Source organism: Pleurocapsa sp. PCC 7319 (genome assembly GCF_000332195.1).
Classification (GTDB): Bacteria; Cyanobacteriota; Cyanobacteriia; order Cyanobacteriales; family Xenococcaceae; genus Waterburya.
In genome coordinates, this window is the sequence record NZ_KB235922.1 from 2,157,852 (window position 1) to 2,179,555 (window position 21,704).

At 40.2% G+C, this 21,704-nt stretch carries 23 protein-coding genes, 1 pseudogene and 1 CRISPR repeat array; of the genes and pseudogenes, 13 read left to right on the forward strand and 11 right to left on the reverse strand.

From position 1 onward, the window contains the following. Positions 1 to 65 precede the first annotated feature (65 nt). Complete coding sequence (locus tag PLEUR7319_RS0113610) at positions 66 to 725, forward strand: sigma-70 family RNA polymerase sigma factor (protein ID WP_019505786.1); 660 nt, start codon at positions 66 to 68, stop codon at positions 723 to 725. Between the two features lie 122 nt (positions 726 to 847). Then, positions 848 to 1,390 carry an anti-sigma factor gene (locus tag PLEUR7319_RS35270; protein WP_019505787.1) on the forward strand — a complete coding sequence of 181 codons (543 nt, stop codon included), beginning with the start codon at positions 848 to 850 and terminating at the stop codon, positions 1,388 to 1,390. Positions 1,391 to 1,419: 29 nt separating this feature from the next. On the opposite strand, the gene PLEUR7319_RS0113620 is transcribed toward PLEUR7319_RS35270, so the two are convergent. Further along, the gene (locus PLEUR7319_RS0113620; protein WP_019505788.1) at positions 1,420 to 2,253 is read right to left on the reverse strand and encodes a hypothetical protein; all 834 of its coding nucleotides are present in this window, start codon (positions 2,251 to 2,253) and stop codon (positions 1,420 to 1,422) included. Positions 2,254 to 2,522: 269 nt separating this feature from the next. On the opposite strand from PLEUR7319_RS0113620, the gene PLEUR7319_RS0113625 reads away from it, so the two are divergent. Genes PLEUR7319_RS0113625 through PLEUR7319_RS0113635 form a run of 3 tightly spaced genes read left to right on the forward strand, consistent with a single transcriptional unit; the run spans position 2,523 to position 4,260 of the window. Continuing rightward, positions 2,523 to 2,945: a BlaI/MecI/CopY family transcriptional regulator gene (locus PLEUR7319_RS0113625; protein ID WP_019505789.1), complete on the forward strand. Its 423-nt coding sequence runs from the start codon at positions 2,523 to 2,525 to the stop codon at positions 2,943 to 2,945. Continuing rightward, on the forward strand, positions 2,945 to 3,796 hold the full coding sequence (locus PLEUR7319_RS0113630) for a M56 family metallopeptidase (protein ID WP_019505790.1): 852 nt from the start codon (positions 2,945 to 2,947) through the stop codon (positions 3,794 to 3,796). The genes PLEUR7319_RS0113625 and PLEUR7319_RS0113630 overlap by 1 nt, the downstream gene beginning before the upstream one ends. Positions 3,797 to 3,837: 41 nt before the next feature. After that, a complete protein-coding gene (locus PLEUR7319_RS0113635) occupies positions 3,838 to 4,260 on the forward strand; it encodes a DUF29 family protein (RefSeq protein WP_019505791.1) in 423 nt (140 codons plus the stop codon). Here the strand turns inward: PLEUR7319_RS0113635 and PLEUR7319_RS0113640 are convergent, their stop codons facing one another. Beyond that, a complete protein-coding gene (locus PLEUR7319_RS0113640) occupies positions 4,261 to 5,895 on the reverse strand; it encodes an iron ABC transporter permease (RefSeq protein ID WP_019505792.1) in 1,635 nt (544 codons plus the stop codon). It lies immediately after the preceding gene. 236 nt (positions 5,896 to 6,131) lie between these two features. Here PLEUR7319_RS0113640 and aroB (PLEUR7319_RS0113645) point away from each other — a divergent pair, with 236 nt between their 5' ends. After that, the gene (gene aroB / locus PLEUR7319_RS0113645) at positions 6,132 to 7,220 is read left to right on the forward strand and encodes a 3-dehydroquinate synthase (RefSeq protein WP_019505793.1); all 1,089 of its coding nucleotides are present in this window, start codon (positions 6,132 to 6,134) and stop codon (positions 7,218 to 7,220) included. Between the two features lie 163 nt (positions 7,221 to 7,383). On the opposite strand, the gene PLEUR7319_RS0113650 is transcribed toward aroB (PLEUR7319_RS0113645), so the two are convergent. The 3 genes and pseudogenes from PLEUR7319_RS0113650 to PLEUR7319_RS43505 all read right to left on the reverse strand — a co-directional run. Then, complete coding sequence (locus tag PLEUR7319_RS0113650; RefSeq protein WP_019505794.1) at positions 7,384 to 8,283, reverse strand: sulfotransferase; 900 nt, start codon at positions 8,281 to 8,283, stop codon at positions 7,384 to 7,386. A gap of 454 nt (positions 8,284 to 8,737) precedes the next feature. Continuing rightward, positions 8,738 to 9,421 (reverse strand): DUF4114 domain-containing protein, encoded by a 684-nt coding sequence (locus PLEUR7319_RS40040; RefSeq protein ID WP_144054301.1) that lies wholly within the window; start codon positions 9,419 to 9,421, stop codon positions 8,738 to 8,740. 239 nt (positions 9,422 to 9,660) lie between these two features. Then, positions 9,661 to 9,920: a CRISPR direct-repeat array (repeat unit 32 nt; unit sequence TACCACCGCCAGAGCCACTGCCAGAGCCACCG). A 65-nt stretch (positions 9,921 to 9,985) separates the two neighbouring features. Further along, positions 9,986 to 10,390: pseudogene (locus PLEUR7319_RS43505) on the reverse strand (Calx-beta domain-containing protein); the annotation flags it as partial. On the opposite strand from PLEUR7319_RS43505, the gene PLEUR7319_RS42675 reads away from it, so the two are divergent. Continuing rightward, positions 10,365 to 10,604, forward strand: coding sequence for a hypothetical protein (locus tag PLEUR7319_RS42675; protein WP_237743575.1), 240 nt, complete (start codon positions 10,365 to 10,367; stop codon positions 10,602 to 10,604). The pseudogene PLEUR7319_RS43505 and the gene PLEUR7319_RS42675 overlap by 26 nt on opposite strands. A gap of 4 nt (positions 10,605 to 10,608) precedes the next feature. Here PLEUR7319_RS42675 and PLEUR7319_RS41295 read toward each other — a convergent pair whose 3' ends face one another. Continuing rightward, positions 10,609 to 11,055, reverse strand: coding sequence for a hypothetical protein (locus PLEUR7319_RS41295; RefSeq protein WP_158441838.1), 447 nt, complete (start codon positions 11,053 to 11,055; stop codon positions 10,609 to 10,611). Between the two features lie 1,451 nt (positions 11,056 to 12,506). Further along, positions 12,507 to 12,749, reverse strand: coding sequence for a hypothetical protein (locus PLEUR7319_RS0113670; protein ID WP_144054302.1), 243 nt, complete (start codon positions 12,747 to 12,749; stop codon positions 12,507 to 12,509). Between the two features lie 64 nt (positions 12,750 to 12,813). Between PLEUR7319_RS0113670 and PLEUR7319_RS0113675 the strand changes: the two genes are divergently transcribed. After that, positions 12,814 to 13,146 carry a nucleotidyltransferase family protein gene (locus PLEUR7319_RS0113675; RefSeq protein ID WP_019505799.1) on the forward strand — a complete coding sequence of 111 codons (333 nt, stop codon included), beginning with the start codon at positions 12,814 to 12,816 and terminating at the stop codon, positions 13,144 to 13,146. Further along, positions 13,118 to 13,456 carry a DUF86 domain-containing protein gene (locus PLEUR7319_RS0113680; RefSeq protein ID WP_019505800.1) on the forward strand — a complete coding sequence of 113 codons (339 nt, stop codon included), beginning with the start codon at positions 13,118 to 13,120 and terminating at the stop codon, positions 13,454 to 13,456. The genes PLEUR7319_RS0113675 and PLEUR7319_RS0113680 overlap by 29 nt, the downstream gene beginning before the upstream one ends. Positions 13,457 to 13,463: 7 nt before the next feature. On the opposite strand, the gene PLEUR7319_RS0113685 is transcribed toward PLEUR7319_RS0113680, so the two are convergent. Next, the gene (locus tag PLEUR7319_RS0113685) at positions 13,464 to 15,098 is read right to left on the reverse strand and encodes an iron ABC transporter permease (RefSeq protein WP_019505801.1); all 1,635 of its coding nucleotides are present in this window, start codon (positions 15,096 to 15,098) and stop codon (positions 13,464 to 13,466) included. Between the two features lie 236 nt (positions 15,099 to 15,334). Between PLEUR7319_RS0113685 and aroB (PLEUR7319_RS0113690) the strand changes: the two genes are divergently transcribed. Next, positions 15,335 to 16,423 (forward strand): 3-dehydroquinate synthase, encoded by a 1,089-nt coding sequence (aroB, locus tag PLEUR7319_RS0113690; protein WP_019505802.1) that lies wholly within the window; start codon positions 15,335 to 15,337, stop codon positions 16,421 to 16,423. A gap of 38 nt (positions 16,424 to 16,461) precedes the next feature. On the opposite strand, the gene PLEUR7319_RS0113695 is transcribed toward aroB (PLEUR7319_RS0113690), so the two are convergent. The 3 genes from PLEUR7319_RS0113695 to PLEUR7319_RS0113705 form a co-directional block, all read right to left on the reverse strand. After that, entirely contained in the window at positions 16,462 to 16,995 is a 534-nt protein-coding gene (locus tag PLEUR7319_RS0113695; RefSeq protein ID WP_019505803.1) for a GNAT family N-acetyltransferase, read from the reverse strand. Beyond that, positions 16,996 to 17,982: a methyltransferase domain-containing protein gene (locus PLEUR7319_RS0113700; protein ID WP_019505804.1), complete on the reverse strand. Its 987-nt coding sequence runs from the start codon at positions 17,980 to 17,982 to the stop codon at positions 16,996 to 16,998. Between the two features lie 82 nt (positions 17,983 to 18,064). Next, a complete protein-coding gene (locus PLEUR7319_RS0113705) occupies positions 18,065 to 18,898 on the reverse strand; it encodes a pentapeptide repeat-containing protein (RefSeq protein WP_019505805.1) in 834 nt (277 codons plus the stop codon). Between the two features lie 314 nt (positions 18,899 to 19,212). On the opposite strand from PLEUR7319_RS0113705, the gene PLEUR7319_RS42680 reads away from it, so the two are divergent. The 3 genes from PLEUR7319_RS42680 to PLEUR7319_RS0113715 all read left to right on the forward strand — a co-directional run bounded on the left by PLEUR7319_RS42680 (position 19,213) and on the right by PLEUR7319_RS0113715 (position 21,694). Further along, positions 19,213 to 19,338, forward strand: coding sequence for a pentapeptide repeat-containing protein (locus tag PLEUR7319_RS42680; RefSeq protein WP_237743668.1), 126 nt, complete (start codon positions 19,213 to 19,215; stop codon positions 19,336 to 19,338). 149 nt (positions 19,339 to 19,487) lie between these two features. Further along, positions 19,488 to 20,606 carry a DUF1611 domain-containing protein gene (locus tag PLEUR7319_RS0113710; protein WP_019505806.1) on the forward strand — a complete coding sequence of 373 codons (1,119 nt, stop codon included), beginning with the start codon at positions 19,488 to 19,490 and terminating at the stop codon, positions 20,604 to 20,606. 23 nt (positions 20,607 to 20,629) lie between these two features. Beyond that, positions 20,630 to 21,694 carry an alanine/ornithine racemase family PLP-dependent enzyme gene (locus tag PLEUR7319_RS0113715; protein ID WP_026102508.1) on the forward strand — a complete coding sequence of 355 codons (1,065 nt, stop codon included), beginning with the start codon at positions 20,630 to 20,632 and terminating at the stop codon, positions 21,692 to 21,694. The last annotated feature ends 10 nt before the right edge of the window (positions 21,695 to 21,704 follow it).

A 21,704-nucleotide genomic window follows, 5' to 3' on the forward strand; every position in this document is an offset into this window, starting at 1 on the left:
TATTGCGAGTCATGAAAACCATACAGAATTTCCTAGTACACTAATACCCAAGGTTAATTAAGTTTATGAGTCTATCTCTTCCTGTATCATGGTCAAGAGCCGAGGTAAGCGAAACTAATAGCTTAGTGTCTCCTGAACAACTCTCCAACTACGATCTGATCGTTCTTTGTCAAGCAGATTCTCAGCCCGATAGGTTGGCATTTGCCGAATTGTTGCGGAGATATCAGTCTCATTTAAATCGTCTTTTTTATCATCTAGCTCCAGATTGGCAGGAAAGAGCAGATTTGACTCAAGAAGTCTGGATTAGAGTGTATCGCAATATTAATCGTCTCCAAGATCCAGCTAAATTCCGAGGGTGGCTCAGTCGAATTGCTACCAATCTTTTTTACGACGAATTACGTAAACGTAAACGTGTTAGCCCGCCTTTATCTCTCGATGCACCTCGCTATTTAGAAGATGGCAATATGAGTTGGGAACTACCTGACAATGCTCCCAGCCCCAGTGATGATTTGGCTACCAGAGAATTTTATGAGCATCTCCAAAGCGCGATCGCTCAATTGCCAGAGACTTTTCGTACCACTATTGTACTGCGAGAAATTGAAGGATTAGCTTACGAAGAAATTGCCGATATTACAGGAGTATCTCTGGGAACAGTAAAGTCTAGAATTGCTCGAGCTAGACTTAAACTTCAATCAGTATTGCAAAAATATCTGGATGAAGAGTAGATTAGTAATAAGGTGTTAAATAGTATTTACTCTAGTAGACATCTAAAGTTGGATTTATTTCTGTTGATCTCTATCTTCGCAATTATTGTTAATTTATTATTAAGAGCAGTGGTGATGCCCGAATGACATCTAAATTTGAAGATTTACAACATAACCAATCAACTGAAGTGCCAGATTTAGAGACCGACAATTTAGGGGCAGCTCCTGATTATTTTGAGTTGGTGAGTGCCTATATTGATGGAGAATTGAGCGCCTCAGATCGGAATCAGGTGCAAGTTTTGCTCGACCAAGATTCAGAAGTTAAACATCTCTATACTCAACTCTTGGCCTTGCAAAGTCAGATGCAAAATTCTTGGGCCCCGCCTAGCAACAAATCTGCGTCAGAAGTTTCTCTACAAGTATTTCGTGAAATAGATCGCACCCACAACCGGCAACGTGGGCTAGTCTTGGGAGGCGGAGTGCTGGTTGCTTCTCTTTTAGCTGCTATGTCGGGAATTATTCCAGGTATTACTCCTTTGTCTTTTAGAATGGCAAATATCGAGTCACCTACTACCGTTAACTCTGATTCGGTTATGTTAGCCGTAGCAGTTAACAAACCTGCTGTTAATATTCCTAAAGCTGCTACTGGCTATCTGATTGAAACTCCCAATACGGTTAAAAACTAAACTAGTATCTTTTCGTCTGAGCGGTTTTTTTAGACTCCAGGTTGAACACAAACTTGTTCAATTACGTTGCTAACAGTGGCTACATCGAGATTGATGATTGCTCCTGTTTCAGTTTTGATTAAAGCTTTGTCTGGAGTATGTTCATGGGAAATAAAGCTGTGACCATTATTTAGTGCATATTCATTAGCTGTATCAGTTGATTTACCAATCAATTTTTGCCAGCCGTCAAGGTGAGGATGCAGAGCCGATTTATTCTTAGTACATACTGATGACTGCTTGACATTGTTTTCAGAACCGCCTAACTCAACTTGACCACGATTTGCATCGTGGCTAGAACTAGTAGAGCTGATATTACTGACTTCATAGCCTGATGTTGCTACCTTTGGTGGTGGTGATTGTAGCTCTGGCTCAAAGACAATTTCACTATTATTTTGCATTACTGATGAGTAGTAGCGATCGCCGTCCCTGCCAACAAAATAGATTGTTTTTCCACTTGTGGCTTGAAAAACATCTCCGCTAAACATAGCTTGGGCAGGAATTAGCAAGGTGTCTTCTTGATTAGACTTAGGTTCTCGATAATAAAAAAAACTGTTTTCTAGCTGACAAATACTAATATAAAAATCCTCAGTTTCAAAGCTATACACTTCTTGATAGGTCAAGTTAATTTGATGGCAACTAGAAGTATTTTGAGCTAAAAACTTAGACTCATTTTGATTAACTTCTGCTCTTTGATTAGCTTTAGTTTCATAATTATTATTTAAAGCAATTTGAATTTCGTGGGCATTAATACCAGAAAGTTTTGTCCCAACGATTCCGCCAATAACAATTACCAATAAAGCTGTTCGTTTGCACCAATTATTCATGACCAAGCATTTCTTAAATTTTTATAAAGATATAGTTAATATTAAATTTAAGTAGAAATTCTCAGTGTACTTAGCGGCTACAAGAAGCACCCATAAAGCTCTCTTTAAATTCACTTATTAGATAGTTTAATCTCAAAGAGTAAAGAGTTAGACAACGTTAGTAATTTAATTCAGGTTCTAAAATATGATTTTTTAATTTTAACTATCAAGCAGAATTGTGTTGGTATCAAAGCGGTAAAATGTATTAGTGCCCTTCTCCATCCTAATCAATGGCTTTTTTACCTCAACATAAACCTAAAAAATTGTCTCTAGGACCACTAGAAACAGAAATACTAGAAATAGTTTGGAAATTAGAAACTGTGACGGTTAAGAATGTTCACGAATATATTCTCAAAGATCCTAATCGAGAACTAGCTTATACCTCAGTTACCACAGTGCTACGACGCTTAACTCAAAAAGGTTGGCTCAAATGTAGTAAAAAAGGACGGGCTTTTTCTTGGCAAGCTCTAGTTTCTCGGGAACAGGCTCAGGCTATTCAATCCTATGAAAGATTAAATGGATTTCTCGCTGTTAGTAACCCAGATGTGGTTGCTTCTTTCGCTGATAGTCTAGATGCTGCTAGTTTAGAGCAAATTGAAGAAATTGCCGCTCGTCTAAACTCTATTCGCCGACAAAGAGAGGAGCAGAAATAATGCACTTATTAGTCATTTTAACTGTTATCACTGCAGCTTATATCATCCGTAATAGCTCTCTATTATTGGCGGGAACATGGTCTGATCGTTGGCATCAGGCATTATTTGTACTAATATTTCCCGCTTTATTGTTATTAACTACAGCGATCGCCATACTTTGGATGGGTTGTCATGGAGCAATGTTAGGATTAGCAGCGGGGTCTTTGGGCTGCATTGTGTCTGCTAGCTTAATGTTGTTTGCCCTTTGGTGTTTGATTAAACTAGCTTATCAAGGTAATCGCTCGCTCAAGCAGCTAAATACCTATAAACAAGAAGTTATTGCTGGCAAGACAGCCAGAATTATTGAACAAGACTTTCTCTACAGCGCGCAAATCGGCTTTTGGAATTCTGAACTAGTTGTCAGTCGTGGTTTATTAGCCACTTTAGATGAAGAACATTTAGCTGCGGTCTTAGCTCATGAACAAGCCCATCAATATTACCGTGATACGTTTTGGTTTTTCTGGTTGGGTTGGCTCCGCTCATTTACTATCTGGTTGCCCAATACAGAAGCACTATGGCAAGAATTATTGTTACTTAGAGAATTGAGAGCAGATCGGCAAGCTGCGCAAAAAGTTGATTATTTACTTCTAGCAGAATCTTTGTTAACTGTAGTCAAAACTCCCTTGGAGACAGCTTCTTTGTTATGTGCCAATTTCGGTGATTCCATATTTGCCAATCGCCTTAATGAAAGAATCAATTTTTTGTTGGCACAACCTGAACCAATATCTCGCGTTCAGATCAATCACTGGCAAAACTGGGGTTGGGTATGTTGGTTATTTTTGCCTTTAATGACTATTCCGCTTCATTATTAAACCTTGTCTAGTTCCGAAGTTAGCCAAAAAACAAGTCAGCGATGGAAGAATTAATTACTTTAAGAAAATACATTGAAGAAAAAAACTACATCAAAGCTTTGGAACTTGTTGGTGAGTTGGAAGAGATGTCTAAGGAAGATAAACTTAACAAAATTTATAGTTATGCGGTGATTCTCTTAGTACATTTGATCAAACAACAAGCTGAAAAACGGACAACTAGATCCTGGGGTGTTTCCATTAATAATTCTGTTAGAGAAATTAAGCGTACTAATAAGAGACGAAAATCTGGCGGTTACTATGCCAATGAAGATGAACTAATTGAAACTATTAATGAAGCTTTTGAAGCTGCAATTGAAAGAGCAGCTCTAGAAGCTTTTGAGGGTATATATGATGGAAATGAACTCAGGCAAATGATTGATGTGGAACAAGTGAAAAAAAGTGCTTTAACTTTGATCAATAACTAGTTAGCGAGAATGGGTGATACGCCAACTCAAGAAAATCACGGGAATGATCCCCACTAAGACGATTGCTAAAGCAGGTAATGCAGCCTCTGCTAGTCTTTCATCAGAAGCATATTGATATACCCTAATTCCTAAAGTGTCAAAATTAAAGGGACGAATTACCAAAGTAGCAGGTAATTCTTTCATCACATCGACAAAGACTAACATCGCCGAAGTTAATAATCCCCCAGACAATAAAGGAGTATGAATTTTCCAGAGGGTACTAGTGGAACCATATCCTAAGCTGCGGGAAGCGTCGTCTAAACTCGGAGAAATTTTGTTTAAGCTTGATTCTACCGAGCCAAAAGCTACCGCGAGAAAACGTACCAAATAGGCAAAAATCAAGGAGGCTATCGTTCCTGAAAGTAATAAGCCAGTAGAAATATTGAAGGTAGAACGCATCCAACCGTCAATAATATTATCTAATCCTGCTACAGGAATTAGTACTCCTACAGCGATTACTGAACCAGGAATGGCATAACCCATCGCGGCAATCCTAACTGCTGTTTTCATAAACCAGTTTGGTTCCAGTCTCTGACCATAAGCCATCAATAAGGAAATGAGCATAGCGGCGATCGCTGTCACTATAGCCAGAGTAAAACTATGTTGGGCTAAACTCCAGAATTCGTCATTGAAAGCAGAATCAATATTTTTGAGAGTCAAATGTAATAGGTAGATAGCAGGAATGATAAATCCGAAGATAACGGGCAATAAACAACAGAACCCTGCCAATGTACCACGCCAAAAGTTTAGTTGATAGGGAGTTAATCTTCTCAGAGAATTAGAGCTTTCATAATACTGGGCAGCACTACGCGATCGCCTTTCAAAGACAATTAACACCAGAATAAAAATCATCAGAAAAGCCGCTAATTGAGCTGCTGCTGCCCTTTCTCCCATCCCTAACCAAGTTCGATAAATTCCGGTGGTAAAGGTATTAACTCCAAAATACTCTACAGTACCCAAATCATTCAGGGTTTCCATTAATGCGAGAGCTAAGCCTGCCATAATCGATGGTCTAGCCAAAGGAATAGCAATCGTCAAAAAACTACGCCAGGGATTACATCCCAAAGAGCGGCTAGCTTCTAAAGTACATACTGACTGTTCGAGAAATGCTACCCGTGCTAATAAATAAACATAGGGATATAAAACCAATAGCAGCATCACCGCTGCCCCCCATACTGAGCGAATGTTAGGAAACCAATAATCATTGAAACTAGTCCAGCCAAACAGACCACGTAACCAGGTTTGCACTGGTCCAAAGTAATCTAGCATTTTGGTATAGTCATAAGCCAAGAGATATGCAGGAGCAGCTAAAGGTAGCAAGAGCAGCCACTCCAGCCATCTGCTACCCCAAAAACGACACATCGTTACCAACCAGGCTGTTCCTACTCCAATGAGACATACTCCTATACCTACCAAGAGCATCAACATTAGGGAGTTAAGGATGTAATCTTGTAAAACTGTTGCCGCTAAATGTTTCCAGATAGCAGTAGATTTAGTAAAAATACTACTAAAAACAAAAAATATAGGCATGGCAATCACTAAGGCGATCGCCATAACTAGAATAGTCCAACCATTAAAAGCCAAGCGTTTGAACATTCGGCTTGCAGGGGACGAAATCAAATTAGAGTTACCGTTCACAGATAAATAATAAATTTTGCCAAGTTTACTATGTAATTAAGCTTAAGCTAATTTAGTTCCTAGTTCTTAGTTTTTAGTTCTTAGTTTTTAACTTTGGGTTGTGATAGTAAATAGTAGCCAAACAGTTAAATCTTTAAGTAACTTAAGCCGAAAAAAATTTACAATAAAATCTCTAAAAAATAGCTTTAGCCGATATGCCTAAGATCACTGTAAATCTTCCTCAAGACTCTTACGAAATTGCGATCGCTCCTAGCAGCCTAGCTCAGTTAGGCAACAAAATGCAAAAGTTAGCTATCGGTAACAAAGTATTAGTTATTTCTAACCCTGAGATATTTAAGCACTATGGCGAAATTTGCGTAAAATCTCTAGAAGCATCTGGCTTTGAAACCTGTACTCACTTAATTTCCGCAGGAGAATCATTCAAACATCTTCAGTCTATCCAGCAAGTCTACGATACAGCTTTAGCTAACCATATTGAGCGTTCTTCTACCTTAGTAGCCTTAGGTGGTGGGGTAATCGGTGATATGACAGGATTTGCTGCTGCTACTTGGTTACGGGGAGTGAATTTTGTGCAAGTGCCTACTTCTCTACTCGCCATCGTCGATGCTTCGGTAGGCGGCAAAACCGGAGTTAACCATCCCCAAGGTAAAAACTTGATTGGAGCATTTTATCAGCCTAAATTAGTGGCGATCGATCCGACCCTGTTAAAAACCTTGCCTTCCAGAGAATTTAGGGCAGGTATGGCAGAAGTGATTAAGTATGGTGTTATTTGGGATCAAGATTTATTTACTAAATTAGAAGCTAGCGATCGCCTGGATAGTTTAGATTATGTCAGCGAGGAGTTACTAGAAACTATTATTACTCGTTCCTGTCAGGCAAAAGCTGATGTCGTTAGCCAAGATGAAAAAGAAGCAGGATTACGAGCAATTCTTAATTACGGACATACTATCGGTCATGCCGTTGAGAGTTTAACTCACTATAAACAGTTTGTTCACGGTGAGGCTGTGGCGATCGGTATGGTGGCAGCAGGAAAAATTGCGGTAGAAATGGGTCTATGGACAAAAGAACAGGCTCAAAGGCAAGATGCTTTGATTGTTAAAACTGGTTTACCAACCGAAATTCCCTCTGAGTTAACAATAGAAGATATTTTAGAAACAATTAAAAGTGATAAAAAGGTTAAAGCGGGAAAAGTGCGATTTATTCTTCCTAATAGCATTGGCGAAGTCATGATCACCGATCAGGTTACGCCAGAAATTATCACCGCAGCTTTGAAAATAAATTAGGTTACTAGGAGTATAGCCGTACAAAGTTACGTTAGGACAAGTTTATTTGATTGCTCGTAAGTAATGAGTCCCGTCGAGCGGGATAAGCCTTCGGCATGGCTTCGCTACGAGATAATGAGTAACGAGTAATGAGTGTCCTAATAAAAGTTCGTATTGCTATACCTCAAGCAATTCGAGAAATCTTCGTTTCTGCCTCAGGGGGAATATCCCGCTTGACCATCCCTGGATAAAAAGTCTGGTAGAACCAAGCAAATTGTTGCTGAATTTGCTGCTGAATCCTTGTTGGTATCCCATGAATCGATGGTGGCTCGATTTGCGATCGCGTTTGGTGGCGATACTTGAAGCGATAATAACTATCACTTTCGTGGGGCTTAACTGTCAAATTTTGTGGATCGAACTCCGCTGAGGGCAAACCCAACCAGTCATAAATGCCCTGCATCACCTTGGTAGGTTCTTGCATGAGGTGTTCAAATACAACGTAGTAAAGCCGCTGCTGTAACTGAACATCTAGGTCTTGCACTGCTTCGATAGAATGCAAAGGTGCGCCAATTACTCCCTGGCTACCAAAGAGTTTATCTGCGCGATCATAACGGGATAGATTGGCTAGATGGTCGGGAAAATCCAGCAATAAGGTTTTCTGGTGTTGGGCTTCTACCGAACCATAAATCTGACCCAATTCCCTCACACAAACCAACATACGAAAGTTGGGGTCTAGCAGGTTGACAGTTTCAATGTGGTGAACCCAACCTCGGTTTTTGTTGACCACCCAAGCTTTTTCTGTTTCGGCAAACCAGCCATTAATAAAACCCCGAAAGGCGTTCATTAGTCGCTGATAGGTAAGGTCGAAGTCTACATCTAATTGGGCGCGGAGAAAGTCAGCATCGCTGAGATTGTAACGTAGACTCATCAATGTGGGACAGAGAGGCGAACTATGACCGTTACTGTATACCTCTTCATGATGATCTAATAGTTGGCAGAGAAGAGTCGATCCAGAACGGGGTAAGCCGGTAACGTAGATAATTTTTTTGTTGAGTTGAGATACTGGATGGTTGGGTTGGGGCATTTTTTTCTTTTAGCTATCAGCTATCAGCTATCAGCTATCAGCTTTTTTTGTTGGGTTGGTGGTTGAGATTTAAGGGAAATTGTCAATATTAACTGATTACTGTTATTTATTAGCACGATAATAAGGGGAAATATAACCGTGGTTTTACTGGATTTTTAGCTCTAAGCTCTAAGCTCTAAGCTCTAAGCTTCAATCAAATGGAGTTTTAGACCCCAACTGATTGTAGACAACGTATTGCGATGCAGCGCGTTCTTGTTGGTTCCCGTACCGCGAGCGACTGCATCAAGAAGACGATGGGATATTAAACCCAATAGCTACAAGCTCTAAGCTATCAACGTAAGTGAACTTTAGAGCTTAAAGCTTAAGGCTTAAAGCTTACAGCTTTCTTGATAACTAATAACTAAAAAAAAATCCCCGCCCAAGAGGACGAGGAAAAAAATATAGCTAAAATTATTTACACAAAGTCAAACGAAACAATTACATCATCGAAATCGGCATCGCCAAGACCAACCTGGTCTTCAAAGCCGAAGGTGTTGTCACCCAAAAGCTTGGTATGGTCTAAACCATCGCTGTTGGCTCCAGCATTGGAGAAGAATACTTCGTTGGTATCGGGGTTAGTTCCATCTACGACTAAAAAGATACCAAGGTATTCACCACCTTCAATGGTGCCAGTGAAGTTTCTCTCTTGACCATTTTCACCCGATAAAGTGAGATCTAATTGTCTGGCTAGTGCTGCTTCTTTATATCCTGCATCTCCAGGGTTTAGAGTAGTACCAGAAATATCTGTAATGGCACCAGTAGCATCGTCAGTAGTATAAAAGCCCACTATATTGTTAAAATCTGCCTCACGGAACACGCTAAAAGTCATATCCCGTGGACCAAATTCCCCAGTCAGATCAATTGCTGCCGCATCATCTGCACCATCGGCTCTCATCACGTTAGTAGTTGGGGTAATATCAACCACTGAAGCTAATAAATCGGTATCACCATCAAAATCGAACTCAATTTCTCCATTAGGACCACTGGAAATAGTGGCTACTCTAGTAACGCCGTTTTCTACGAGTTCGAGTTCGAGAGTAGAGTTGTCCGATAGTAAAGAATGATCAACAGTAAAAGATGGATTATAAGAAGAAGGCAAGTCTTCCCCTTGTAGCAGTGAGAAGCTACCAACTTGAGTACGGTTGCCGCTAGAGTCGATGCTAAAAATGTCAATTTCACCGAGGCTAGTCTCACTGTCTTGAGTGATTGAGAACCTGATAGAACTATCGGTACCCAGGTTGTTAACTTCAAATCTATTCGGATTGCTAGTAGAACCGCCACTAGAACCGCCACTAGAACCGCCACTAGAACCGCCACTAGAAACTGGCGCAAGACTGCCACCAGTAGTGGGAGTACCGCCAGAGCCACCGTCAGTAGTAGGAGTAGGAGTACCACCGCCAGAGCCACTGCCAGAGCCACCGCCAGAGCCACCGTCAGTAGTAGGAGTAGGAGTACCACCGCCAGAGCCACTGCCAGAGCCACCGTCAGTAGTAGGAGTAGGAGTACCACCGCCAGAGCCACTGCCAGAGCCACCGCCAGAGCCACCGTCAGTAGTAGGAGTAGGAGTACCACCGCCAGAGCCACTGCCAGAGCCACCGCCAGAGCCACTGCCAGAGCCACCGCCAGTGCCGCCACCAGTAGTAGGAGCAGTATCGTTGTCGGTGATAGTCAGGATTGTGGTGGCATTTATACCGATGATGTTCCCATTTACGTCTACGTCGGACACATCAAAAATAATGGTTTCGTCACCCTCAACTTCTGTGTCATCGATAATGGGAATTTCAACTATTTTAGAGGTTTCATTGGCAGCAAAGGTTATAACAGAGGGAAAATTAACACCATCAAAATCAACGATGTCAGTAGCTGTGGTATTAGGATTAATCTCGACACGCACATCTGTGGCAACGGTACTTGCTGCACGGGTTAGGGTCACAACTTGGCTGATACCAACCCCTTCATCTACTGTATATGTAGGAGCAGAGAATTCAACGGTTGGGTTTGGAGTCGTGGTGCGGGTGATAGTATTCCCGAAGAGATCTTCGGTGTCGAGATCTTCTCCAGAACTAATGTCGTCGGGTGATGGGTTAGTATCTGCATTATCTTCGGCAGAATTACTTGTAAATGTGACCGTATCAAGAGTTACCTCAGGAAGAGCAAAGCTTTGTCCATCAATATCATTAGCAGCATCATCCTTGAGTGAGAAAATCGCACCACCAAGACCATTAGATGTATCATCATTCGTGGCATCATCTGCCACATTACTACTAAATGTACTATTTTGAACTGTTAACTTACCACTAAAAGCAAAGATAGCCCCCCCCATACCAGCGCCGCCGTTGCCGAAGCCGTCGGCGGTGCCGCCGCCGTAGCCGCTGTCGCCGTCGCCGCCGCCGCCGCCGTTGCCGCCGCCGCCGCCGAAGCCGCCGTCGCCGCCGTCGCCGCCGTTGCCGTAGCCGCCGCCGCCGCCGCCGCCGCCGCCGAAGCCGCCGTTGCCGCCGTTGCCGCCGTTGCCGTAGTTGCCGTTGTTGTAGCCGGCGTTGCCGCCGTTGCCGCCGTTGCCGCCGAAGCCGCCGTTGCCGCCGTTGCCGCCGTTGCCGCCGTTGCCGCCGCCGCCGCCGTTGCCGCCGTTGCCGCCGTAGCCGCCGTCGCCGCCGTCGACGCCGTCGCCGCCGTCGACGCCGTTATTACTTGGATCGGGAGTAACAAAGCCAGCATTCCCACCGACAGAGCCATTCGTGGGATTGCCACCTTGTGCAGTATTGCCTGAAAAAGTACTGTCGCTAACAGTTACATCCCCTCCATAAATAAATAGCGAGCCGCCCATACCCGCACCACCACCTGCTCCATCTCCCCCTTTAGCTAAACCATTAGCAAAAGTTAGGTTGTCGAAGACTACAGTACCGCTTTTAACAAAGAAGTGCCGAAAATTCCCTCCACCATCGATGGTATTATCGTTACCATTGATGGTTAGACCTGTATCTTCCTCAATTAAGGGCAATAGCTCAGTGATAGTAATATCACTGTTTATATTAATGGTATCGGCTGCATTATTACCTTTAGAATCGGTAATCGCCTGCTTTAATTCGTCAAAACTATTTACATTAAAATCAGCCATATTCTTTTCACTCCTAAGTACTTTAAAATTAAATGTTTGGGAATTTTTAGTTATTAGTTACGTATCTCAAAGACTTATGCCAGAGAGGACGTAAAAACATAACATTTCAAATAAGATAAAATCTGCTTTTGCATATTTGTTACATCTCATGGTTTTACCTTGAAAAGCTCTCAGCTTTCAGCTATTAGCTCTCAGCTCTAAAGTTTACTTAAGTAATTATTAATAATTAGCCATAGCAAAAAACCCTAGGAATAAACTTTTCTGTAGAGTAATAAGCGAAAACAAATAGTTTAGTTGTCGATCTGATTGATCTTAGAGATTTTTTGCAGTTGAGCAAACTCATATAAGTTTTGATTTTCCGAGCAAAGATAGATGATTTTTCTCTTCGAGATAAACCAGAAACAAAGATTAGGTTTGCATGATAGCCGTCAAAAAAATCTATGCTTTGTTTAAAAATAAAGCCTATAAAATAGAGACAAGTATTAACTTCAAACAAAGATATAACAAGAAAATTCAAGTCAGAAATAATCTGATTAGAAGCAACCATAAATATACTAACTGGGAGATAAACATGACATAATCTGTTACATTTATCTGATGAATTAAGAAAAATACTTAAGTTAACAGAATAATCATATTTTTCTTACAAAATACCCAATTATAATCACAACTTTATTAGTAAATCCAACCGTATATATAACTATCTTTTATCTTGAAGGTGGCAAAATTATAGAACGAGGCACTCATCAGCAATTAATAAGCCGAGGTAAAAATTACGCTACTCTCTACCGATTACAACAAACCGTTCAATATCGTTAGTACGCTTTATGCTAATTAGCTTTGTTCACATGTTTTTGTTTTAAGCTCTAAGCTTATAGCTTAGAGCTAACCTCGCTCCTAAATTGCCTTGATCCAAACTGAGGTTAATTACCGTGAGTGGGTACATCGCAGCAATTCTAACAGCCGTTCTCATGAACCAGTTAGGTTCTAATCTCTGCCCATAAGCCATCAATAAAGAAATTATCATGGCAGCGATCGCCTAAATGAAAGAATTAACTCTATTGTCAAGTTAGATTTTTTTTGTTTCACCATCCTCAAACCTTTCCCTCACTTTCTTCACAGTTGTACCCAAAATAAATGCTACTTCTGTCAAAATACTCTCATCTTGGCTAGCTTTATAGATGCGAGCAAGATTGCCCAAGATAACACCTAAATAATGCTGATCATTAAACTTTAAAAAAATCCCTAAAGCTTGCATCAACTGAGTTTTTGCTTTTGCTAATTCTCCTGATTTTTCGGCAACTATTCCCAAATTGTGATAAGTTTTAGCTTGATTGTAGCGATCGCCGAATTCGATACAGTTAACAAAGAATACGATGAAAGTTAAAAATATAGAAATTTCTATAGAGAAGATCAAAAAATTTTGCAAAGATTGGCAAGTTACTGAATTTGCTTTGTTTGGCTCTGTGTTGCGAGATGATTTCCGTCCTGATAGCGACATTGATGTAATGGTTCAATTTGATGCTAACGCTCATCCTACCTTCTGGAATCTAGAGCAAATGGAAGAAGAGTTAAAGACTATTTTTAAAAGAGAAGTCGATCTAATTACTCGCCAAGGCATCGAAACCAGTCGTAACTATTTGCGTCGTCAAGCAATCTTATCTTCTATTCAGGTAATTTATGCAACGGGATCTTCAATTTCTGCTTGATATGTTGCAATCCGCAGAACTTGTAATACAGTACACTGCTCAATGCTCAAAAGAGGAGTTGATTGATAATATTCAACTTCAAGATTCAGTGATTAGACGATTATTAGTGATTGCTGAAGCAGCAAGAAGAGTTTCCGAAATGACTCAAAGATCTTTATCCTATATTTCATGGCAAGAGATTAACGGAATGAGAAATCGATTAGTTCATGAATACGATGATATTAATCTCAATATTGTTTGGGATGTCATTCAAAATGATATACCGATTTTAATACAGCAGCTAAAATTGATAGTTCCTCCTGAAAAGTAAAAACTAATTACCGTGAGTGGGTAATACGCCAACTCAAGAGAATTACGGGGATTATTCCCACTAAGACAATTGCTAAAGCAGGTAAAGCAGCCTCTGCCAGTCTTTCATCAGAAGCATATTGATAAACCCTAATTCCCAAGGTGTCAAAATTAAAGGGACGAATTACTAGAGTAGCAGGTAATTCTTTCATCACATCGACAAAAACTAGCATTGCCGAGGTCAATAGTCCACCAGATAATAAAGGGGTATGGATTTTCCAGAGGGTACTAGTAGAACCGTATCCTAAACTGCGGGAAGCATCATCTAAACTAGGAGAAATTTTGTTTAAGCTTGATTCTACCGAGCCAAAGGCAACCGCCAGAAAACGTACTAAATAGGCAAAAATTAATGAGGCGATTGTTCCTGACAGCAATAAACCAGTGGATATATTAAATGTAGAACGCATCCAACCGTCAATTATATTATCTAATCCGGCTACAGGAATTAGTACTCCTACAGCGATTACTGAACCAGGAATGGCATAACCCATCGCGGCAATCCTAACTGCCGTTTTCATAAACCAGTTTGGTTCCAGTCTTTGACCATAAGCCATCAATAAAGAAATGAGCATAGCGGCGATCGCTGTCATGATAGCGAGAATAAAACTATGTTGAGCTAAATCCCAGAATTTGTCATTGAAAGCCGAGTCGATATTTTTTAACGTTAAATGTACTAGATAAATAGCAGGAATGATAAATCCAAAGATGACAGGCAGTAAACAGCAAAACCCAGCTAATGCACCGCGCCAAAAGTTTAGTTGATATGGGGTTAATCTTCTGAGGGAGTTAGAACTTTCATAGTACTGGGCGGCACTTCGAGATCGCCTTTCTAAGACAATTAACAGTAAAATAAAAATCATCAGAAAAGCGGCTAATTGAGCTGCGGCGGCTCTCTCTCCCATTCCCAACCAGGTACGATAGATTCCAGTGGTAAAGGTATTAACTCCAAAGTATTCTACAGTACCTAAGTCATTGAGAGTTTCCATTAATGCTAGAGCTAAGCCCGCTGCAATCGAAGGTCTAGCTAAGGGAATAGCAATCGTAAAAAAACTACGCCAAGGATTACATCCTAAAGAGCGACTAGCTTCTAGGGTACATACTGACTGTTCTAGAAATGCTACCCGCGCTAATAAATATACATAGGGATATAAAACTAAGAGCAACATGACCGCTGCTCCCCACAGTGAGCGAATTTCAGGAAACCAATAGTCATTAACACTAGTCCAGCCAAACAGACCACGTAACCAAGTCTGAACTGGTCCAAAGTAATCTAGCATTTTGGTATAGTCATAAGCTAATAGATATGCAGGAGCTGCTAATGGCAGTAATAGCAACCACTCCAGCCATCTGCTGCCCCAAAAACGACACATCGTTACCAACCAGGCTGTTCCTACTCCAATGAGACATACTCCTATACCTACCAAGAGCATCAACATTAGGGAGTTAAGGATGTAATCTTGTAAAACTGTTGCCGCTAAATGTTTCCAGATAGCAGTAGATTTAGTAAAAATACTACTAAAAACAAAAAATATAGGCATGGCAATCACTAAGGCGATCGCCATAACTAGAATAGTCCAACCATTAAAAGCCAAGCGTTTGAACATTCGGCTTGCAGGGGACGAAATCAAATTAGAGTTACCGTTCACAGATAAATAATAAATTTTGCCAAGTTTACTATGTAATTAAGCTTAAGCTAATTTAGTTCCTAGTTCTTAGTTTTTAGTTCTTAGTTTTTAACTTTGGGTTGTGATAGTAAATAGTAGCCAAACAGTTAAATCTTTAAGTAACTTAAGCCGAAAAAAATTTACAATAAAATCTCTAAAAAATAGCTTTAGCCGATATGCCTAAGATCACTGTAAATCTTCCTCAAGACTCTTACGAAATTGCGATCGCTCCTAGCAGCCTAGCTCAGTTAGGCAACAAAATGCAAAAGTTAGCTATCGGTAACAAAGTACTGGTCATTTCGAACCCAGAGATATTTGAACACTATGGCGAGACCTGCGTTAAATCATTAGAATCTTCGGGATTTGAAACATCTACTCATTTAATACCAGCAGGGGAAGAATTCAAAAATCTCCAGTCTATTCAGCAAGTATACGATACAGCTTTAGCCAATCATTTAGAGCGTTCTTCCACCTTAGTCGCTTTAGGGGGTGGGGTAATCGGCGATATGACAGGATTTGCTGCTGCTACTTGGTTACGGGGAGTGAATTTTGTGCAGGTGCCCACTTCTCTACTCGCCATCGTCGATGCTTCGGTAGGCGGCAAAACCGGAGTTAACCATCCCCAAGGTAAAAACTTGATTGGAGCATTTTATCAGCCTAAATTAGTGGCGATCGATCCGACCCTGTTAAAAACCTTGCCTTCCAGAGAATTTAGGGCAGGTATGGCAGAAGTGATTAAGTATGGTGTTATTTGGGATCAAGATTTATTTACTAAATTAGAAGCTAGCGATCGCCTGGATAGTTTAGATTATGTCAGCGAGGAGTTGCTAGAAACTATTATTACTCGTTCCTGTCAGGCAAAAGCTGATGTCGTTAGCCAAGATGAAAAAGAAGCAGGATTACGAGCAATTCTTAATTACGGACATACTATTGGTCATGCCGTTGAGAGTTTAACTCACTATAAACAGTTTGTTCACGGTGAGGCTGTGGCGATCGGTATGGTGGCAGCAGGAAAAATTGCGGTGGAGATGGGTTTATGGACCAAAGAACAGACTCAACGGCAAGATAACTTAATTGTTAAAACGGGTTTGCCAACCGAAATTCCTTCTGAGTTGACAGTAGAGGATATTTTAGAAACTATTAAAAGTGATAAGAAGGTTAAAGCAGGGAAAGTACGTTTTATTCTTCCTACTAGTATTGGCGAAGTAATAATTACCGATCGGGTTACGCCGGAAATTATCACCTCGGCTTTGAAAATTAATTAGTTTGCTGGAATTACCTCCCTTTTTGCTGAGTTCTTTTATCATTTGGCAGTAAGAACTCTAGTATCATTCCATCCATATGCTACTTCTTCTAGCTCGATACCTTCAATTTTAATCAGCTTTTGATAAATTTTTTGGCCGCCAAGAGCTTGATAAAATTGGCTTGCAGGATTATCAGCTAAAACCCAGACCAACATTGAAGTTAAACCTAATTGAGATAATCTAGATGCAATTAGTTGAACAAGACTACGTCCGATACCTTTTCTTTGATAAGCTTCCAAAATATAGATGGCGTATATTTCGCATTTATATCTAGAGTCGCTGCTTCTCTCCAAACCCCCATCAACAAAACCAACAATCTCTCCAATAAAATTTTCAGCCACATAAATAAAATAGTCTGACTCGGCTTCAGTACCGATACTAAGTTGATTATCCCAGTTACTCTTTCGCCTTTTGTATGATAATTTCGCAATATAGTCTTCTGGTACTATGCCACGATATGTTGTTTTCCAAGTATCGACATGAACTTTAGCGATCGCGGCTGAATCATTTAATCTGGCTTCACGAATAATCATCTATCTTAATTGGGCAACTTCGTCCTGAGTAACTTGGGACTCTGAAGCAACATCAGCCCGAATAGCTCGAAACATACCAAACCGACAAAGACCAGCTCCAAATGCAAGGCGCATCAAAAGTATGGTGGGTACTTCTCGTAAAGACTTGATAAAGCCAGAAAAACCAAACATGACTAATCCTTTGGGTTTAACTATTCCCTGCCAAATAGAATCGAACCAAGAAGGAAGAGTTTCTTGAGTCCAGTCTGCGGTAATGACTTCTCCTGCTACTAAACCTGTTTCTACCAATCGTTCGGAAAATCCTTCGATACTAGAAAATTCAGGATGAGACCATTGATCTAATAGCTGTCTCATGACAGGTTTTTCCCAGAAATTTAAAGGTTTTTGGCGATCGTCTCGCTGGTTCCAATCAGCTACTACCAAAATTCCCCCAGGCTTAAGAACACGAAGTAATTCTCTGGCAAAAACTGCTTTGTCAGGCATATGAGGACCAGCCTCAACAGACCAAACCACATCAAAACTAGCATCAGGAAAAGAAAGTGCCATTGCATCATCTACTTGAAACTTAGCATTAACATCTGGAGGGGTTAGTTCTTGAGCGCGGGCCACCTGTTGAGGACTAATAGTAACACCAGTAACATCAAAGCCATAATCCTTAGCTAAAATACGACTGCTGCCGCCAATGCCACAGCCAACATCTAATAAAGTAGTTCCAGAGGGTAATTTATCTAAACCACCCCAACTCACCATTTCATCGACAAAGTCATACTTAGCAGCAATAAATTCTTTTGATTTTGATGGTGAGCCATAATGACCTAAATGAATATGTTCACCCCAGTAAAATTCTAAAATACCGTCTTCAGTCCACTGATCGTAGGAATTGGCTACAGAATCAGCAGATTGATAACTACGAGCAGTCAAAAGATAAACTGCAATACCTATTATTAGTAGGAACACCAAAATTCCTATGACGTAAGATAAACTCATTAAAATGGATGCTTAATATTTTTTTACAATCTGTTTAATATCTTAAGCTGTTCTGATTTCGTTTGAGCTGTAGATATTTATATTATTCTGTTCTTTCCAAACTATCTTTGGTATTACAACGTGTATAGGCATTCCAAGTCGTTAAATCTGGTGCCGGAAAACCCAGAATAGCCGAGCGCGCTTGCTCGCTTAAACCTCTAACCATGCTAAAGTCCGCCCCTGCAATATTTTGAATATTATCTAGATTTGCTCCTGTTAAATCTGCTGCCCTAAAATCAACTCCTTTCAATTCAGTATTACCCAAACGAGCATCACGTAAACTCGCCCCAGTCATAATCGCTTTCTGCAAGTTTGCACCACTGAAGGAAACATTATCTAAAATTGCACCTGTACAATCTGCTCCACTAAGATAAGCTCCCATCATTCTCGCTCCTGTCAGATTTACTCCCCGCAGGTTGGCAGTATTGAGAAAAGCTCCGTTAAGATTAGCACCAGGTCCTACTGCACCAGAGCTTTTATAGTTAAAATCTTCAGGAAAGATTGTATCGTTATCATATATAGTTACTTGAAACTGAGTATCTTCCAAAATTGCGTCGCTTAAGTTTGCCTGACGTAGATCAGCACGACTGAGATAGGCTCCAGTTAAATCTGCTCCAGTTAAGTTTGCTCCAGTTAAATTTGCCCCTCGTAAGTCAGCATTACGGAGATTGGCTCCCTTGAGATTTACTTCAATCAGATCCGCGTTGGTTAAAATGCTCTGGGAAAAGTTAATCTGCTCTAAGTTGGCTTGATTCAGTGCGATCGCATAAAGATCTTGATTACTAAAGTCAGCATTGACTAAGCTTTCTCCTGCCTTATGTTTGGCAATTATGGTAGCAGAGAGGGGAGATTTATTACTAGAAGCAGTTGTCGGCATAGCGTAATTGAACTATTCGGATTGATCTCAAAATTTATTGACTTTCAAAAAAGTATAAATTATCGAGTGTCTACTACAAGGTTGAGAATTGTTGATCAAAAAATAAACTGATTGACAACCTAACTTTAGTTAAGATCGATACATTAATAAGAGTTGTATCTCGATCGTATTTGTATAGAGTTCCGAGTTAGAATAGAACTGTTAAGAAATATTTTCGGAACCTTGACTAAATTTGTAAACTTCTCTCCGAATATAAATCTCTACACCCTTTAATCAAGGAGAAGTTTGATGTCAATTTATCTGGAGCGCACCTGATTGGAGCAAACTTACGAGGTACAAACCTAACCAAATCTCATCTGGGTCAAGCTAAATTGAACGAATCAAGTCTGGCTGATGCGGGAATGCTTCAAGCGTACCTAAATAAATGTAGAAATGAGTAATTCAGACTTAAGCGTTACAGAGACTAATCTAGAGAGAAATAACTTGAGAAGAGTTTATCTATGGAAATCATGATTTGAAGCTCCATAAAAGTCAATATTGCTGATTGATCCCAAGTTTTCAATTAATTTCATCAAGGAAAATAATCTTAATGCCGATCGCAAAAAAAACAGCTTTAGTTTACTGTGAAAATCAATTTGGCTTAATGGACGGTAAAACCGCAGCAGGTTTAGTTCGACACTCGGAAACTTATAATATTTTGGGCGTTATTGATAGTTCCTTAGCAGGCAAAGATGCAGGAGAAGAATTAGATAATCAGAAAAACTATATTCCCATCTTTGCTAACTTACAGTCAGCTTTAGATCAGTTACCAGACATTCCCGATTGCTATATTTATGGCAAAGCTCCTTTAGACGCTTCCATATCTATTGCCGAAAGATCCTTAATCTTGGAAGCAATGACTAATGGAATGGATATCATTAATGGTCTTCATGAGTTCTTTTCTGAAGATCCTGAATTCATCGAAATGGCTGCTAGGTGGGGGATTGAAATTAAAGACATCAGAAAACCGCCAAAATTAAAAGACCTCCATGTCTTCACGGGAGAAATTGCTAAAGTTAATATTCCTGTAGTTGCCATTTTAGGCACAGATTGCGCCTGTGGCAAAATGACTACCGCAGTGGAATTAAATAAAGCTTTAAACAATTCGGGTATTAAATCAGTGTTGGTGGCAACAGGACAAACAGGCTTAATGCAAGGGGCAACCTATGGTGTATCCATCGATGCCCTGGTCTCTCAATTTGTGATTGGAGAAATAGAAAATGCCGTTGTTCAAGCCTTTCAACAAGAAAGTCCCGACATTATTTTGGTAGAGGGGCAAAGTTCCGTCTCTCATCCCGCTTTTATGAGTTCTGTAGGCATTTTAAAAGGATGTATGCCTGATGGAATTATTCTACAACATCCTCCTAGCAGGAAATTTCGCTGCGATTTTCCTCTCTTACCAATGCCCAGTATTGTCAGTGAAATTCTTCTAATTAAAGCAATTGCCCAAACTCAGGTAATTGCGATCGCTTTAAGCCATGAAAATTTAACCGAGACAGAAGTTCAGAGAACGATTAAAAGCTATGAAGACCGTCTTTTGTTACCAACTACAGATGTTTTGACTTATGGTTGTACAAAACTGATACGTGCTTTATATAGTCTTTTCCCTTCTCTCGTTCAGCAAAACCAACGAAATTCTCAGATACCTCCTTTATTAAGGACAGGGTAGATGCTAAACATTGCCATAAACCTATGAAAGCGTTTATGCCTAGAATAGAAATTATCCTATCTCAAATACAGCATAATACTCGGATGTTGTGCGAACTTTACGGAGAACAGGGTATTTCCATAATGGGAGTCTCTAAAGCAGTCTTGGGAGAACCTTTAATTGCCGAAGCAATGATTCGAGGAGGAGTCAAGTTTATTGCCGACTCTCGTTTGGAAAATATTCAAAGGATGATCAATGCGAGAGTATCAACTCAGTTTGTATTACTCCGCACTGCCCCAAGTCAAGCAGAATCGATTGTTGAAAATGTAGATATTAGCCTCAATACAGAAATTGATACCCTTGAAAAGCTTAACTATTATGCATCTTCGCAAAATAAAATTCATCAGATAATTTTAATGGTGGAAATGGGTGACTTGCGAGAGGGGATACTGCCCCATGATATTTTCCTCTTCATTAAAAAAGTTCTTAACTTACCTCATCTCAAAATTATCGGACTCGGTTGTAATTTGGCTTGTTATGGGGGTATTAAGCCTGACAATCAAAAAATGCTGCAATTGTCGGAATTAACCGACGCGATCGAAAAGAAATTTCAAATTAACTTGTCCCTAATTTCTGGGGGGAACTCGGCTAACTATAAATGGTACCAATCTACAAAGGAAGTTGGACGAATTAATAATCTGCGTTTGGGAGAATCAATTCTTTTAGGCTGTGAAACTGTCAACGGTCAAACTATTCCAGAATTACATACCAATGCTTTTAAATTGATTGCCGAAGTTATCGAATCAAAAGTAAAGCCTTCTCTGCCCTTTGGAGAAATTTGTCAGGATGCTTTCGGTAATATTCCCATTTTCCGCGATCGCGGTAGGCACAGAAGAGCAATTATTGCTTTAGGAAAGCAGGATACTCTGATATCTGGTTTAAGTCCGAATCAAGATCTGGAAATATTAGGAGCTAGTAGCGATCATGTGGTTCTCGACTGCAAAAATTCTGATTTAAAAGTCGGAGTAGGAGTAAATTTCAACCTAGATTATGGCGGTCTTTTAACGGCAATGACTTCACCTTTTATTAAAAAGCAATTTATTACATGAGACTTGAAGT

Coding starts and splice junctions, on each gene's coding strand:
- PLEUR7319_RS0113610 (WP_019505786.1), top strand. CDS start 66: ATGAGTCTATCTCTTCCTGTATCATGGTCAAGAGCCGAGGTAAGCGAA.
- PLEUR7319_RS35270 (WP_019505787.1), top strand. CDS start 848: ATGACATCTAAATTTGAAGATTTACAACATAACCAATCAACTGAAGTG.
- PLEUR7319_RS0113620 (WP_019505788.1), bottom strand. CDS start 2,253: ATGAATAATTGGTGCAAACGAACAGCTTTATTGGTAATTGTTATTGGC.
- PLEUR7319_RS0113625 (WP_019505789.1), top strand. CDS start 2,523: ATGGCTTTTTTACCTCAACATAAACCTAAAAAATTGTCTCTAGGACCA.
- PLEUR7319_RS0113630 (WP_019505790.1), top strand. CDS start 2,945: ATGCACTTATTAGTCATTTTAACTGTTATCACTGCAGCTTATATCATC.
- PLEUR7319_RS0113635 (WP_019505791.1), top strand. CDS start 3,838: ATGGAAGAATTAATTACTTTAAGAAAATACATTGAAGAAAAAAACTAC.
- PLEUR7319_RS0113640 (WP_019505792.1), bottom strand. CDS start 5,895: ATGTTCAAACGCTTGGCTTTTAATGGTTGGACTATTCTAGTTATGGCG.
- aroB (WP_019505793.1), top strand. CDS start 6,132: ATGCCTAAGATCACTGTAAATCTTCCTCAAGACTCTTACGAAATTGCG.
- PLEUR7319_RS0113650 (WP_019505794.1), bottom strand. CDS start 8,283: ATGCCCCAACCCAACCATCCAGTATCTCAACTCAACAAAAAAATTATC.
- PLEUR7319_RS41295 (WP_158441838.1), bottom strand. CDS start 11,055: ATGGCTCTGTCGGTGGGAATGCTGGCTTTGTTACTCCCGATCCAAGTA.
- PLEUR7319_RS0113675 (WP_019505799.1), top strand. CDS start 12,814: ATGAAAGTTAAAAATATAGAAATTTCTATAGAGAAGATCAAAAAATTT.
- PLEUR7319_RS0113680 (WP_019505800.1), top strand. CDS start 13,118: ATGCAACGGGATCTTCAATTTCTGCTTGATATGTTGCAATCCGCAGAA.
- PLEUR7319_RS0113685 (WP_019505801.1), bottom strand. CDS start 15,098: ATGTTCAAACGCTTGGCTTTTAATGGTTGGACTATTCTAGTTATGGCG.
- aroB (WP_019505802.1), top strand. CDS start 15,335: ATGCCTAAGATCACTGTAAATCTTCCTCAAGACTCTTACGAAATTGCG.
- PLEUR7319_RS0113695 (WP_019505803.1), bottom strand. CDS start 16,995: ATGATTATTCGTGAAGCCAGATTAAATGATTCAGCCGCGATCGCTAAA.
- PLEUR7319_RS0113700 (WP_019505804.1), bottom strand. CDS start 17,982: ATGAGTTTATCTTACGTCATAGGAATTTTGGTGTTCCTACTAATAATA.
- PLEUR7319_RS0113705 (WP_019505805.1), bottom strand. CDS start 18,898: ATGCCGACAACTGCTTCTAGTAATAAATCTCCCCTCTCTGCTACCATA.
- PLEUR7319_RS0113710 (WP_019505806.1), top strand. CDS start 19,488: ATGCCGATCGCAAAAAAAACAGCTTTAGTTTACTGTGAAAATCAATTT.
- PLEUR7319_RS0113715 (WP_026102508.1), top strand. CDS start 20,630: ATGAAAGCGTTTATGCCTAGAATAGAAATTATCCTATCTCAAATACAG.